Source organism: Streptomyces sp. Z423-1, from assembly GCF_013009255.1.
GTDB classification, from domain to species: domain Bacteria; phylum Actinomycetota; class Actinomycetes; order Streptomycetales; family Streptomycetaceae; genus Streptomyces; species Streptomyces gossypiisoli.
The window spans coordinates 2,172,900-2,185,035 of the sequence record NZ_CP053109.1 but is presented as its reverse complement, the minus strand read 5'-3'; the positions used below and the strand labels follow the sequence as shown (position 1 = coordinate 2,185,035).

Here is a 12,136-nt window from a genome sequence, read left to right as displayed (position 1 = left end):
GTGGAGGGGGTCAGGGCAGCGAGCCGTCCGAGTTCGCGACGACCATGAGAAAGACGGCGAAGGCGATGAAGGCGGCAAGGAAGACCAGTGCGCAGCCCATGCTCGCGGCGAGTTTCCCTGGGGCCGGGACTCTGGCGGTGGCGCGTTCGGGACGGTCCGGCAGATAGTGCACGGTGACGATGTCGCCCTCGACCGTGGTCGACGGCCCGCCCTCCTCGTCGAACCGGATGACGCGCCCGTCACGGGTTGTGAACTCGTACACGTGGTGCAGCGTCGTGCGCACCATGCTGTCTCCGCCGCCGTTGGTCGTCGTGTACGACCGGACGCACCGAGCCTCGGCCGTGATTCCGCTGGACCACGCCCTGCTGACCTGGCGGGAGCGGCGGAGCACGACGACGGCACCGCACACCGCAACGGCGATCAGGAGGAGAGGTACGACGTTGAACAGAGCTTCCATGGATACCCCGAGGTCGTACGCCGGCCGTGATTGACCGGCGTGCCAGGGAGCATATCCGGACGACCGGCGGGTCCGTCTCTGGGCGGAAAAGAAATTGACGGGTGGTCAGGGCGCTGGTGGGAGCCCCATCGTCCTGGTGAAGGTGGCGGGGTCGTCCTCGAAGCCGTGGATACCGGCGTGGAAGTCCCACACCCCGGAGTCGCCGCGCACGAACTCCGCGACCTTCGCCGCCGTGGAGCTGAGGACGCTGCCGAAGTCGTCCGTGGTGAGGTCGGTGTAGCCCTCGCGGATCCGCAGGGACGGCTTGATCACGCTGACGAAGGTGCGGCGGGCGGGGCGCTGCTGGATGATGACGCCGACCACCACGCGCGCGTAGCGCGGGTCGAGCCGGTCGAGTTCGACCGTGAGGACCTCGTCCCAGCCGAAGCCCTTGCCGTCCTTGCTGTCCCGGTTGAGGGTGATGGTCCCGTCCGGGGAGCGGCTGTCGAAGTGGACCACATAGGCGGGATCGCCGTACGGATCGCTCCCCAGGTAGGTCGCGGCGACTATGTCCAGATCGGTGGGCGGCTGACCGGCCGTACTCGGGTCCCACTTCACCGCGATCTCGACCTTGCGGATCCCCTTGGTGATGTCGCTCATCGGACGTCCCCCTTCCCGTGTGACCGCAGCCCTAACTGCCAGGCGGCCCAACCCGGTTGTCCATCCTGCCACGCGCGCGGGCAGGTGTGCGCGAGTGCGCCCGCGTCCAGACGTGACCGGCGCCACGCCCGTGGCCTTACGATGGCGCGGTGCTGGTCAAGTGGATTCGCTGCACCGTGGTGGACCGCCGCGGTTTCGAGCGGGGGCAGCGAAAGTGGGCGGGGCTTCTGGGAGAGCCGGGATTTCGGGGACAGGGCGGAGGCTGGAGCCGGGGGCGGCCCTCGGTGGCGCACATTTTCGCCTTCTGGGAAAGCCGTGCCTTCTACGACTCCTTCATGGCCCGCTCCCACGACCGGCTGGCGTCGGCCCAGTCCGGCACCTTCAAGGACGCCCAGGCCAGGCTGTTCGACTACCGCTTCGACGTGAAGACGGGCTTCGAACCGCGCTTCACGGATGCCGACCTCATCAGGGTCGCCCTCTGCCGCGTCCACGAGGAGCGCGTCGAGAACTTCACGCTGATGCAGGAGAAGGTCTGGAATCCCGCGATGGCCGGCTCGCCCGGGATGATCCGCGGGCTGTTCGCCGAGGCCCCGGGGCACGAGTTCATGGTCCTGTCGATGTGGCGGTCGGCCGCCGAGCACGGCAAGTACCGCACCGAGCGCGTGGAGCGGCTCGCCCTGCGGGCCCAGACAGAGGCGGACATCGCGGCACTCACGGGCGACATCGTGGAGCTGGAGCCCACGTGGACCGTTTGATATCCGGACCCGCCAAAGGCCGAATCCGACCCGTCAAGGTTTGAAATCCGGACCCGCGAAAAGTGCGCCCCATGTGGCGCATGGTGCGGGAAGTGTGTGACCTACGCCGTAAGGAGCTCGTACGAGTGCTCGACATGCCGTCGCCCGATCTAGGGTTTTGGCATGGCACGACCACGGCGCATCGTCCTTGTCCGGCACGGCGAGTCAAGGGGCAATGTTGATGACTCCGTGTACGAGCGCGAACCCGACCACGCACTGGCACTGACCGAACGCGGCTGGCAACAGGCCGAGGAGACCGGCAAACAGCTCCGAGACATCTTCGGCCGGGAACGCGTCAGTGTGTACGTCTCCCCCTACCGCCGTACCCACGAGACGCTCCGCGCCTTCCACCTCGACCCCGACCTCATACGCGTCCGCGAGGAGCCCCGGCTGCGGGAGCAGGACTGGGGCAACTGGCAGGACCGTGACGACGTACAGCTGCAAAAGGCCTACCGCGATGCGTACGGGCACTTCTTCTACCGCTTCGCGCAGGGCGAGAGCGGCGCCGACGTGTACGACCGGGTCGGCGGCTTCCTGGAGAGCCTGTACCGCAGCTTCGAGGCGCCGGACCACCCACCGAACGTGCTGCTGGTGACGCACGGCCTGGCCATGCGGTTGTTTTGCATGCGCTGGTTCCACTGGACGGTCGCCGAGTTCGAGTCGCTGTCGAACCCGGGGAACGGGGAGATACGGATGCTCGTTCTGGGGGACAACGGCAAGTACACGCTTGACCGGCCGTTCGAACGCTGGCGCGATCCGGAACCGTACGGGATCACTGAATAGAGTGGCGGGGCAATGACTGACTCCTCTTCCGGCGGGCGCGTGGACCGCGCCCTGGCCAGCCTGCGCGGACTCGCGGTGGGGGACGCGCTGGGCTCCCAGTTCTTCGTGCCGGTGAACTATCCGCTGCTCAAGCGCCGCGAGCTGCCGCCCGGGCCCTGGCAGTGGACCGACGACACGGAAATGGCCTGCTCCGTGGTTGCCGTCCTCGCCGCCCACCAGCGCATCGACCAGGACGCCCTCGCCCGCTCCTTCGCCGAGCACCACGACTTCGACCGTGGCTACGGGCCCGCGGTCAACCGGCTGCTCCGGCTGATCCGGGAAGGCGGCGACTGGCGCGAGCTGTCCGCCGCGCTCTTCAACGGCCAGGGCTCCTGGGGCAACGGCGCGGCGATGCGTATCGCCCCGCTGGGCGCCTGGTACGCGGACGACCCCGAGCAGGCCACGCACCAGGCGGAGATCTCCGCGTACCCCACGCATCAGCACCGCGAGGCCGTGGTCGGCGCCATGGCCGTGGCCGCGGCCGCCGCGCTGATCGCGGCCCCCGGCGGACCGTCCAGCCCCGAGTCGCTGCTCGACGACGTGGTCGCGCTCGTCCCGAAGAGCGCGGTCGGTGCCGGGCTGCGCCGGGCCCGGGACATGCTCGACTACGGCGACCCGGCCACGGTCGCGGCGGTCCTGGGCTGCGGTCGGCGTACGACCGCCCATGACACCGTGCCCTTCGCCCTCTGGTCGGCCGCGCGCTCCCTGGGCGACTACGAGCAGGCGTTCTGGACGACCGCGCAGGCCGGCGGCGACGTGGACACCACCTGCGCCATCGTGGGCGGAGTGCTTGCCGCGGGGAAGGCGGGGGCGCCGCCCGCGGAGTGGGTGGGGCGGACGGAGGCGCTGCCGGACTGGGTGGGGGTGTCGGCCTAGCGCGCTGCGGTGATGTGGCGGCGTCGGGAAGCTGTGGCCTGGTCCGGGCCCCTTGACGTAGTGGCTGAGCGTGACTTCGCGAGCCCCGTTCCATCATGGCTCCGTGGATCTGCCGCTTCGCAAGCCCGCGCCGCCTTGGCTCCTGTTGCCTGTCGCTCCGCGGCCTGTGGCGCCGCCGGCCGCTCAGGCGGCCTCCTCCCGCAGGCGCGGTGCGATGGAGGGCGTGGCAACGCGTGCGCAGACCGGCAGGTCGCGATCTACCGTCCTTGGCCGTCCAACGAGGACCTCGTCGCCGACGCGCTGCGGACCGGACTGCCGCGGACAGAGTCCGCTCGCGTCCCGGCTCCGTGATTCACGAATGCGACAGCGTCCAGGCTGAGCGCTTCCGCGACGTCATCGTGCAAGGCGTGGTGGAGTCCACGGCCAAGGTGCTGCACGAGGTGATCGACCGCGGAATCGAGCGGGGAAGAGGCGCGGACCGACGCGGCGAGCGGATACGGCTACGACGCCATGCCGGCGGTGATGATGTACCGGTCGAAGGTATGCGGGAGCGAATGGTCGGACCAGGACATCGAGGAGATGGTCGACCAGTTGATGGTCCCGCTGCTGCGCCGACCCGGGTGTGATGCCGGGCCGTTGCGGTCCCGGTGGTGGCTTGGGCGAACCGGGGTGTCGCAGGGGGTAGCGGGCGGCGTAGTCTAAGGGCGCCATGCCGTACGAACCGCCTACTCACACCGTCGAGCGCTCCCTTCGCGCAACGACCGGAGCGAAGATCATTGCCGGTGTCGACGAGGTGGGGCGCGGCGCCTGGGCCGGGCCCGTCACCGTCTGTGCGGCGATCACCGGACTGCGCCGGCCTCCCACGGGCCTCACCGACTCAAAGCTGCTCACCGTGAAACGGCGGACCGAGCTTGCCGACGAGTTGCGGACCTGGGTGACGTCGTACGCCCTGGGGCACGCGTCCCCGGAGGAGATCGACGACCTCGGGATGACGGCGGCGCTGCGGATCGCGGCGGTACGTGCCCTGGAGGGCCTGCCGGTCCGCCCCGACGCGGTGATCCTCGACGGCAAGCACGACTATCTCGGGACGCCGTGGCGGGTCCGTACGGTGATCAAGGGCGATCAGTCGTGCGTGGCCGTGGCGGCGGCCTCGGTGATCGCCAAGGTTCAGCGCGACAAAATGATGGCCGAACTGGGTATCGACCATGCAGACTTCGGTTTTGCGGACAACGCCGGGTATCCCTCACCCGTGCACAAGGCCGCACTGGCGGAGCGGGGCCCCACACCCCACCACCGGTTGTCGTGGGCGTATCTTGATGCGCTGCCCCAGTGGCGGCACCTCAAGAAGGCCCGCAGCTGGGCGGACGGAAGCGTTCCGGAGATCGAGGGTCAGCTCGGCTTCGATTTCTGACGGTTCCGGTCGTACGTATGTGCCACCCACTGGCGCGAGCCGTACCAACGTTTGATAGACATCAACTCATGCCTCTCATCCCCGAGGAGCCTCAGATTCACGAGAGTGCCCAGGGTCCCCGCGCCACTCCGGCCAGCGGCCGTACCGCGCCGACCCCCCGTCCCGTACCCGGCCCCCGCCCCGCGGCCCCGCCGCGTCCTGGTCGTCCCGGCCCTCTCCGTCCCGCGCCGCCGGCGCAGCGTACGGGCGGGTCCGGGCCCAAGCCCGGGCCCGCGGGCCCGGCCCCAACTGCCGCCGCTGTGGCGTCCGCTCCGGCTTCGGCTCCGGCGACTCCGCAGATCCAGCTGATTCCGGCCCCGGCCGACGGTGCGCTCGACGCTGCCGAGGAAGCCGTGGACCTGCTGCTGGAGTCCGGCCGCGCCCCCGGTGACGTGCTGGTGATCACCACCGGCGAGCCGCACCCCTGGGCCGCTCACGAGCTGTCCTTCGGTGAGGCGTCCTACTGGGCGCAGCACGATGCCCGCGACGACGTCTTCTATGCCGACGCCGCCGTGGCCGACCGTGCCGCGTCCCGGCCCGTGGTCGTGGTCGCCGTCAACGGTGGTTCCGACACCGCTGCCGCCACCGCACTGCCCCTGGCTCTCACCCGGGCCGGCGCCCTGCTGATCGTCTGCGGCGACCCGCAGCAGATCAACTCGGTGCTGGGCGCGGGCGTCTAGCCGGTTCCAGCAGATCGGGGCGTTGGGTCGGCGAATGCGCCGTCCCGGCGGCAATTGCCCGGCGTGGCCTGTGGCATGCGCGGACGACGGGCGTGCGGGTGCCCTCCGGCCGGTGTCAGGAGAGACGCCGTGTCGGCCGTGCGTTCGTACGCTGGTGGTCTGCCGCGTTGGTCCGGTCTCGTGGTCGTGGCCCTCAGCGGGCTGCCACGCGGCTCAGCACCTCGGAGGCGGCACCCCCGGTGCGCGGCGGCGGGGGCGGTGTCTCGGACGTCGCGAACGGCTCGGGCGCCGATGCGGAGTTGGGGCGGCGGCCGCCTCGGCCCTCGCCGAGGACCTGCCAGCCGTCGCGGGTCAGCGTGATGTACGCCCCGCAGCGCAGCCCGTGCAGTGTGCAGGCGTCACGCAGGCCCCACATCCACGCGCCGTCCTCCTCCGTCCAACGCGCGTCGCCGTCACGGCAGTAGAGCAGCACGGCGGTGCGCACCGGCGTGCGGCGGCGCAGGTCGTGCGGGATGACCCGGCGCAGCTGGTCGAGCAGCGCGTTGCGGAACATCCAGCCGTCGGCGAGCACCGGACGCCTGGTGAACGAGGCACTCGCGCACAGTCGTTCGTCCACGTCGAGTACGGCCACGATCGCCGTCGACGGCTCGGGGCGGTGTCGCGCGTGCAGTCCGCTGACGACTTCCCGGGGGTTGCGCAGCAACGGGATTCCCGCGGCGGCCCACTCCGCGGGCTCCAGCACTCGGGCCACGGCGTTGGCGGATGCGGCGGAGGCCGACGTGGCCGCCGCGGAGGACGGAGCGAATCCGAAGGTCACGTTCCTCCCTTCGGCTACGCGCCCACACTGCGGGCGGGGTCTGGATCGGGGGAGCGCACACCGCAGCGGAGCCCTACCTGGTCGCGGGACGAGCCGTGCGGGGAGCGGACTTCAATTCTTCCTGTCGAACTTGGATGCGGCAACGAGCAATTGGGGCGACCAACCCTTATTGACTGGTCTGTGGCTTATATCCGTACCCGGTGGGGCGTTGCCTGATGCCGGGCGATACGGCGCAGGTAAGAGATCTCCGTCGAGTTCGGCTGAGTACTGTGCGTGAACGGTGTGTCGCCTTGAGTGAGGTGGCTGACTGTCCTTGCGATCGGGTTGCATGGGGAGCATGGACGATCTGGAGCTCCGCGCCGAAGCCGATGCCATCCTTGCCGAGCTTGTCGGTGACCCGGCGGGGTCGGCGCGGTTGCGCGAGGACCAGTGGCAGGCGGTGGCGGCACTGGTGGAGCAGCGTCGGCGCGCGCTGGTGGTGCAGCGCACCGGCTGGGGCAAGTCGGCGGTGTACTTCGTCGCCACCGCGCTGCTGCGCCGACGTGGCGCAGGCCCGACGGTGATCGTCTCGCCGTTGCTGGCGCTGATGCGCAACCAGGTCGAGTCGGCGGCACGGGCCGGTATCCGGGCGCGCACCATCAATTCGGCCAACCCTGAGGAGTGGGACATCATCCATGAGGAGGTCGAGCGCGGCGGGACCGACGTTCTCCTGGTGAGCCCGGAGCGTCTCAACTCCGTGGATTTTCGCGAGCAGATGCTGCCCAGGCTGGCGGCTACGACCGGTCTGCTGGTGGTCGACGAGGCGCACTGCATCTCCGACTGGGGGCACGACTTCCGTCCTGATTACCGCCGGCTGCGAGCGATGCTCGCCGACCTTGCGCCTGGGGTGCCGGTGCTGGCCACCACCGCGACCGCGAATGCGCGGGTGACGGCGGATGTGGCCGAGCAGTTGGGTACCGGTGTCGGCGACGCCCTGGTGCTGCGCGGCCCGCTCGACAGGGAGAGTCTGCGACTGGGTGTGGTGCGGCTGCCGGATGCCGCGCATCGCCTCGCCTGGCTGGCCGAGCACCTGGACGAGCTGCCGGGCTCGGGGATCATCTACACGCTGACGGTGGCCGCCGCGGAGGAGGCCACCGCCTTTCTGCGGCAGCGCGGCTTCCGGGTGGCCTCCTACACGGGGCGCACGGAGAACGCCGATCGGCTGCAGGGCGAAGCCGACCTGCTGGAGAACCGGGTGAAGGCGCTGGTCGCGACCTCGGCGCTGGGCATGGGCTTCGACAAGCCGGACCTGGGCTTCGTGGTCCATCTCGGTTCGCCGTCCTCGCCGATCGCCTACTACCAGCAGGTGGGGCGTGCGGGTCGCGGGGTGGAGCACGCGGACGTCCTGCTGCTGCCCGGCAAGGAGGACGAGGCCATCTGGCGCTACTTCGCCGACACCGCCTTCCCGCCCGAGGCGCAGGTCCGCCAGACCCTCTCGGCTCTCGCCGATGCGGGACGGCCGCTGTCCGTGCCCGCTCTGGAGGCCCTGGTGGACCTCCGGCGGACCCGTCTGGAGAGCATGCTGAAGGTGCTCGACGTGGACGGCGCGGTCAAGCGGGTGAAGGGCGGCTGGATCTCCACCGGGCAGCAGTGGGTCTACGACGCCGAACGGTACGCCTGGGTCGCGCGGCAGCGGGCCGCCGAGCAGCAGGCCATGCGCAATTACGTGAGCACATCCCAGTGCCGGATGGAGTTCCTGCGCCGGCAACTGGACGACGAGGGAGCGGCCCCCTGCGGCCGCTGCGACAACTGCGCCGGGGCCTGGGCCGACTCCGCTGTCTCGGCGGAGGCGCTGGCGGGAGCCGCGAAGGAACTGGACCGCCCGGGGGTGGAGGTCGAGCCGCGCCGGATGTGGCCGACGGGCATGCCCGCACTCGGTATCGACCTCAAGGGACGTATCCCGGCCAAGGAGCAGTGCTCCACCGGGCGCGCCCTGGGACGGCTCTCGGACATCGGCTGGGGCAACCGGCTGCGCCCCCTGCTGGCCGAGAACGCAGCCGACGGCCCGGTCCCCGACGATGTGCTGCAGGCCGCGGTGGCCGTCCTCGCCGACTGGGCGCGCTCTCCAGAAGGCTGGGCGTCGAATGCCGCCGACGCTGCTGCCCGGCCGGTGGGGGTCGTCGCTGTGCCGTCCCTCACCCGTCCCCAACTGGTCGGTTCACTCGCCCGGGAACTCGCGGCCATCGGCCGCCTCCCCTTCCTGGGCACTTTGACGTACACCGGATCGAACGGCGCGCACGCGGCACGACGCAGCAACTCCGCCCAACGCCTCAGGGCCCTGTCCGGCGCCTTCACCGTCTCCGAGGATCTGGCCGGTGCCCTCGCCCGCACTCCCGGACCCGTCCTGCTCGTCGACGACTACACGGACACGGGCTGGACCCTCGCGGTCGCTGCCCGCGTCCTCCGCCTGGCAGGCAGCGCACAGGTTCTCCCGCTGGTTCTCGCCGCGACAGGTTGAGGGGGCAGTGGTGGCCGGGCGTTCGCGTGTGGCGCGGGCTGGGCGGTCATGAGCCGCTGTCCGTCACCGACTCCGGTTCCTTGCCGGGCCAGACGGTGGTGACCACCGGCCAGATCAGGCTGTAGACGAGGACCTTGGTGAGCGGGTTGAGCCAGACCAGCAACGGGGCGCCCCTGTCGAGTCCGCCGACCAGCAGCACCAGCCCGAAGATCAGGCCGACGCTGATCGCATAGGCCAGCAGGAACCTGAACCAGGACTTCCACGCGTCCGCCATGGCGGCGCGACCGTAGAGCTTGGGGCGCGGCGCGGCGGCGACCCCGCCGTAGCGGCGGGCGAACTTCGCGTCGGCCCAGCGGACGGTGCGGTGGCCGTACACCACGGTCAGGCCGAGATAGGCCGCGGACAGGCCGTGCCAGACGGTCGGCTCGTGGCCGTCCCGGATGCTGAGGACGGTGGCCGTCAGCAGTACGACGTCGATCAGCGGAACGCACAGCAGCAGCGCGCCGCCCAGGGTCCGCAGGCCGGCGGCGTAGCGCGCCGCCAGACCGCCCACGAGGAAAACCCAGAACAGCACATCACAGGCGAGAACCAGATAGAGGATGGCAAACCCCCTTGCGTGAAGAATTCGATCGTCATTGTCCCGGGCGGCCATGATCCGGTGTCCGGTTCCGGCCAGGCCGATTCAGCCGGACGGTGCCGGATCCGGGGCGAGCAGCGTGGTCAGGACCGTGGCCACGATGCCGCCCCGGGCGTCGCGCAGCAGGCTGCGGAACACGACGCGGTCACGGCCGGCCCGGGTGTCCATGGTCTCCGGGGTCACCTCGGCCCACAGCGTGTCGCCCGCGTGGATCGGCCGTGCGTGCAGGAACCGCTGCGCAAGATGCACTGTCCCCTCGGGGCCGAGCCCGAAGGCGGGGTCCTCCAGCAGCGGCCAGTACGCATTGCCGGCGACCAGCGCGGCGAAGGTGGGTGGGGCAACCAGGTCCGGGTAGCCGGCCGCGCGGGCGGCGTCCGGGCTGTGGTAGACGGGATGGGGGTCGCCGATGGCGTCGGCGAACGCGCGCACCGCGGCGCGGGTGACCTCGTACGGCTCCGTCGCGGGGAAAAGTCGGCCGAGATACGTCCTGTTGAGCGCCATCGGCATCAGCTGCCGCCCACGGCGTGCGCGCCGCCGTCCACATGCAGGATCTCGCCGGTGGTGGCCGGGAACCAGTCCGACAGCAGCGCCACGCAGGCCCGCGCGGTGGGCTCCGCGTCCGCCGCGTTCCACCCCAGCGGCGCGGCCCTGTCCCAGAACTCGCCGTCGAACCCGGGGACGTTGCGGGCGGCGGTGGTCGCCAGTGGTCCGGCGGCCACCAGATTGACTCTGATGGCGCGCGACCCCAGTTCGCAGGCGAGGTACCGGGCGCAGGACTCCAGCCCCGCCTTGGCCACCCCCATCCAGTCGTAACCCGCCCACGCCCGGGAGGCATCGAAGTCCAGGCCGACGATCGAGCCGCCGGTGCCCATGAGCGGCAGCACCGCCATGGTGAGGGACTTGAGCGAGTACGCCGAGACGTGGACCGCGGTGGCGACGTCCTCCCACGGCGTCGTGAGGAAGTTGCCGCCGAGCGCGGACGGTGGCGCGTACCCGATCGAGTGCAGGATCCCGTCGAGGCCGTCGACGTGTTCCCCCACGCGGGCGGCGAGCGTCGCGAGCTGGGCGGTGTCGGTGACGTCCAGCTCGACCACCGGGGGCGGTTCGGGCAGGCGTTGTGCGATGCGGCGCACCAGACTCGGTCTGCCGTGCGCGGTGAGCACGATCCGCGCACCTTCGGTCTGGGCGACCCGCGCCACGTGGAAGGCGATGGACGCCTGGGTGAGGACGCCAGTGATCAGGATGCGCCGGCCTTCGAGGATGCCCATCAAGTCTCCCTTGCGACGGTACGGGGGCTCAGTGCCCCATCGAGGAGCCGCCGTCGACCGGGATGACGGCTCCGGTGACATAGTCAGCGGCGGGCGATGCCAGGAACCCGACGACCCGGGCGACTTCGGCGGGCCGGGCCATCCGGCCGAGCGGGATCTGCCGGACGTACTCCTCGCGCAGTTCCGGGGAGAGCTGCGCGGTCATGTCGGTGTCGGTCAGGCCGGGCGCGACGATGTTGACCGTGATGTTCCGCGGCCCCAGTTCGCGCGCCAGGCTGCGGCCGAAGCCGATCAGCCCCGCCTTGGACGCCGCGTAGTTGGCCTGTCCGGTGGCCCCTTGCAGGGCGACCACCGACGAGACGAGAACGACGCGTCCGCGGCGCAGGCGCAGCATGCCCCGGGTCGCACGCTTCACCACCCGGTAGGCGCCGGTCAGGTTGGTGTCGAGGACGTCGGCGAAGGTCTCCTCCGGCATCGCCGCCAGCAACTGGTCCCGCACGATGCCCGCGTTGACGACCAGGACCTCCACCGCGCCCTGCTCGGCCTCGACGGCACGGAAGGCCGCGTCGACCTGCGCGGTGTCGGTGACATCGCACCGTACCCCGAACGTCCCGTCGGGCGGCGAGCCCGTGCGGTAGGTGACGGCGACCCGCTCACCCGCCGCGCGGAGTTCCTCCGCCACGGCCCGGCCGATGCCCCGGCTCGCGCCCACCACCAGGCAGGAACGGGGCATCAGGCGCTCCGGACCGCTTCGGCGGCGGCGATGCGCTCCGCGACGTGGCGGTTCAGCCGGTAGGCGCGGAGCACCTCCGGGGCGGCGGCGCGCGCACCCGCGACGGTGCCCAGACATTCGGCCGCGCCGCACAGGCAGTCGAACGGGGCGACCATGTCCCATTCGGTGGAGGGGTAGAAGAAGGCCAGTTCCTCCCCGGCGGCGATCGGCCGCAAGGCGCGTACGTCCATCCGCTCGGTGTCCACGTACACGTTGGGCGTGCAGGAATGGTTGAGATAGCGCACCTGAGGGCCGTCTATGTGCCGGTCACCACCGACGTCGATCGTGTAGACGGACGGGGCCTCGGCGATTGCGCACTCGCTGAGGTCGGCGACGACCTCGCCCTCGGCCAGCGGGCGGCCGGCGACGACCCCGGCTCCGTACGGACGGTCCTGGACAATGACGAAGGCGGTCTCGGACATGGCGG

At 70.9% G+C, this 12,136-nt stretch carries 14 protein-coding genes and 1 pseudogene; 7 read left to right on the top strand and 8 right to left on the bottom strand.

The window, feature by feature from the left end; all coding sequences use genetic code 11:
* Positions 1 to 10: 10 nt before the first annotated feature.
* Both HJD23_RS09930 and HJD23_RS09925 read right to left on the bottom strand, forming a co-directional pair.
* Entirely contained in the window at positions 11 to 457 is a 447-nt protein-coding gene (locus tag HJD23_RS09930; RefSeq protein WP_171112969.1) for a DUF3592 domain-containing protein, read from the bottom strand.
* Between the two features lie 105 nt (positions 458 to 562).
* On the bottom strand, positions 563 to 1,096 hold the full coding sequence (locus HJD23_RS09925) for a TerD family protein (RefSeq protein ID WP_171112971.1): 534 nt from the start codon (positions 1,094 to 1,096) through the stop codon (positions 563 to 565).
* 149 nt (positions 1,097 to 1,245) lie between these two features.
* Here HJD23_RS09925 and HJD23_RS09920 point away from each other — a divergent pair, with 149 nt between their 5' ends.
* The 6 genes and pseudogenes from HJD23_RS09920 (at position 1,246) to HJD23_RS09900 (ending at position 5,718) form a co-directional block, all read left to right on the top strand.
* Positions 1,246 to 1,851 (top strand): YdbC family protein, encoded by a 606-nt coding sequence (locus HJD23_RS09920; protein ID WP_171112973.1) that lies wholly within the window; start codon positions 1,246 to 1,248, stop codon positions 1,849 to 1,851.
* A gap of 162 nt (positions 1,852 to 2,013) precedes the next feature.
* On the top strand, positions 2,014 to 2,673 hold the full coding sequence (locus HJD23_RS09915) for a histidine phosphatase family protein (RefSeq protein WP_171112975.1): 660 nt from the start codon (positions 2,014 to 2,016) through the stop codon (positions 2,671 to 2,673).
* 12 nt (positions 2,674 to 2,685) lie between these two features.
* Positions 2,686 to 3,588 (top strand): ADP-ribosylglycohydrolase family protein, encoded by a 903-nt coding sequence (locus tag HJD23_RS09910; RefSeq protein ID WP_171112977.1) that lies wholly within the window; start codon positions 2,686 to 2,688, stop codon positions 3,586 to 3,588.
* A 214-nt stretch (positions 3,589 to 3,802) separates the two neighbouring features.
* Positions 3,803 to 4,200: pseudogene (locus HJD23_RS43675) on the top strand (TetR-like C-terminal domain-containing protein); the annotation flags it as partial.
* A 97-nt stretch (positions 4,201 to 4,297) separates the two neighbouring features.
* Positions 4,298 to 4,999 (top strand): ribonuclease HII, encoded by a 702-nt coding sequence (locus HJD23_RS09905; protein ID WP_171112979.1) that lies wholly within the window; start codon positions 4,298 to 4,300, stop codon positions 4,997 to 4,999.
* Positions 5,000 to 5,067: 68 nt separating this feature from the next.
* Positions 5,068 to 5,718 carry a hypothetical protein gene (locus HJD23_RS09900; protein WP_171112981.1) on the top strand — a complete coding sequence of 217 codons (651 nt, stop codon included), beginning with the start codon at positions 5,068 to 5,070 and terminating at the stop codon, positions 5,716 to 5,718.
* A gap of 193 nt (positions 5,719 to 5,911) precedes the next feature.
* Here HJD23_RS09900 and HJD23_RS09895 read toward each other — a convergent pair whose 3' ends face one another.
* Positions 5,912 to 6,535: a hypothetical protein gene (locus tag HJD23_RS09895; RefSeq protein WP_171112983.1), complete on the bottom strand. Its 624-nt coding sequence runs from the start codon at positions 6,533 to 6,535 to the stop codon at positions 5,912 to 5,914.
* A 337-nt stretch (positions 6,536 to 6,872) separates the two neighbouring features.
* On the opposite strand from HJD23_RS09895, the gene HJD23_RS09890 reads away from it, so the two are divergent.
* Positions 6,873 to 9,032, top strand: coding sequence for a DEAD/DEAH box helicase (locus HJD23_RS09890; RefSeq protein ID WP_171112985.1), 2,160 nt, complete (start codon positions 6,873 to 6,875; stop codon positions 9,030 to 9,032).
* Positions 9,033 to 9,078: 46 nt separating this feature from the next.
* Here the strand turns inward: HJD23_RS09890 and HJD23_RS09885 are convergent, their stop codons facing one another.
* From HJD23_RS09885 to HJD23_RS09865, 5 genes are all read right to left on the bottom strand, one after another.
* On the bottom strand, positions 9,079 to 9,606 hold the full coding sequence (locus tag HJD23_RS09885; protein ID WP_171112987.1) for a hypothetical protein: 528 nt from the start codon (positions 9,604 to 9,606) through the stop codon (positions 9,079 to 9,081).
* Positions 9,607 to 9,714: 108 nt separating this feature from the next.
* Positions 9,715 to 10,170 (bottom strand): MaoC family dehydratase N-terminal domain-containing protein, encoded by a 456-nt coding sequence (locus HJD23_RS09880; protein WP_171112989.1) that lies wholly within the window; start codon positions 10,168 to 10,170, stop codon positions 9,715 to 9,717.
* 5 nt (positions 10,171 to 10,175) lie between these two features.
* Entirely contained in the window at positions 10,176 to 10,940 is a 765-nt protein-coding gene (fabI, locus tag HJD23_RS09875; RefSeq protein ID WP_197972670.1) for an enoyl-ACP reductase FabI, read from the bottom strand.
* Between the two features lie 25 nt (positions 10,941 to 10,965).
* Positions 10,966 to 11,670: a 3-oxoacyl-ACP reductase FabG gene (fabG, locus tag HJD23_RS09870; protein ID WP_171112993.1), complete on the bottom strand. Its 705-nt coding sequence runs from the start codon at positions 11,668 to 11,670 to the stop codon at positions 10,966 to 10,968.
* Positions 11,670 to 12,131, bottom strand: a complete 462-nt coding sequence (locus tag HJD23_RS09865; protein ID WP_171112995.1) for an SET domain-containing methyltransferase — start codon at positions 12,129 to 12,131, stop codon at positions 11,670 to 11,672. Before HJD23_RS09865 ends, fabG begins: the two co-directional genes overlap by 1 nt.
* Positions 12,132 to 12,136: the final 5 nt, after the last annotated feature.

Bases quoted from the DNA above. Each gene is read 5' to 3' on its own strand.
- HJD23_RS09930 (WP_171112969.1), bottom strand. From the start codon at position 457: ATGGAAGCTCTGTTCAACGTCGTACCTCTCCTCCTGATCGCCGTTGCG.
- HJD23_RS09925 (WP_171112971.1), bottom strand. From the start codon at position 1,096: ATGAGCGACATCACCAAGGGGATCCGCAAGGTCGAGATCGCGGTGAAG.
- HJD23_RS09915 (WP_171112975.1), top strand. From the start codon at position 2,014: ATGGCACGACCACGGCGCATCGTCCTTGTCCGGCACGGCGAGTCAAGG.
- HJD23_RS09910 (WP_171112977.1), top strand. From the start codon at position 2,686: ATGACTGACTCCTCTTCCGGCGGGCGCGTGGACCGCGCCCTGGCCAGC.
- HJD23_RS09905 (WP_171112979.1), top strand. From the start codon at position 4,298: ATGCCGTACGAACCGCCTACTCACACCGTCGAGCGCTCCCTTCGCGCA.
- HJD23_RS09900 (WP_171112981.1), top strand. From the start codon at position 5,068: ATGCCTCTCATCCCCGAGGAGCCTCAGATTCACGAGAGTGCCCAGGGT.
- HJD23_RS09890 (WP_171112985.1), top strand. From the start codon at position 6,873: ATGGACGATCTGGAGCTCCGCGCCGAAGCCGATGCCATCCTTGCCGAG.
- HJD23_RS09880 (WP_171112989.1), bottom strand. From the start codon at position 10,170: ATGGCGCTCAACAGGACGTATCTCGGCCGACTTTTCCCCGCGACGGAG.
- fabG (WP_171112993.1), bottom strand. From the start codon at position 11,670: ATGCCCCGTTCCTGCCTGGTGGTGGGCGCGAGCCGGGGCATCGGCCGG.
- HJD23_RS09865 (WP_171112995.1), bottom strand. From the start codon at position 12,131: ATGTCCGAGACCGCCTTCGTCATTGTCCAGGACCGTCCGTACGGAGCC.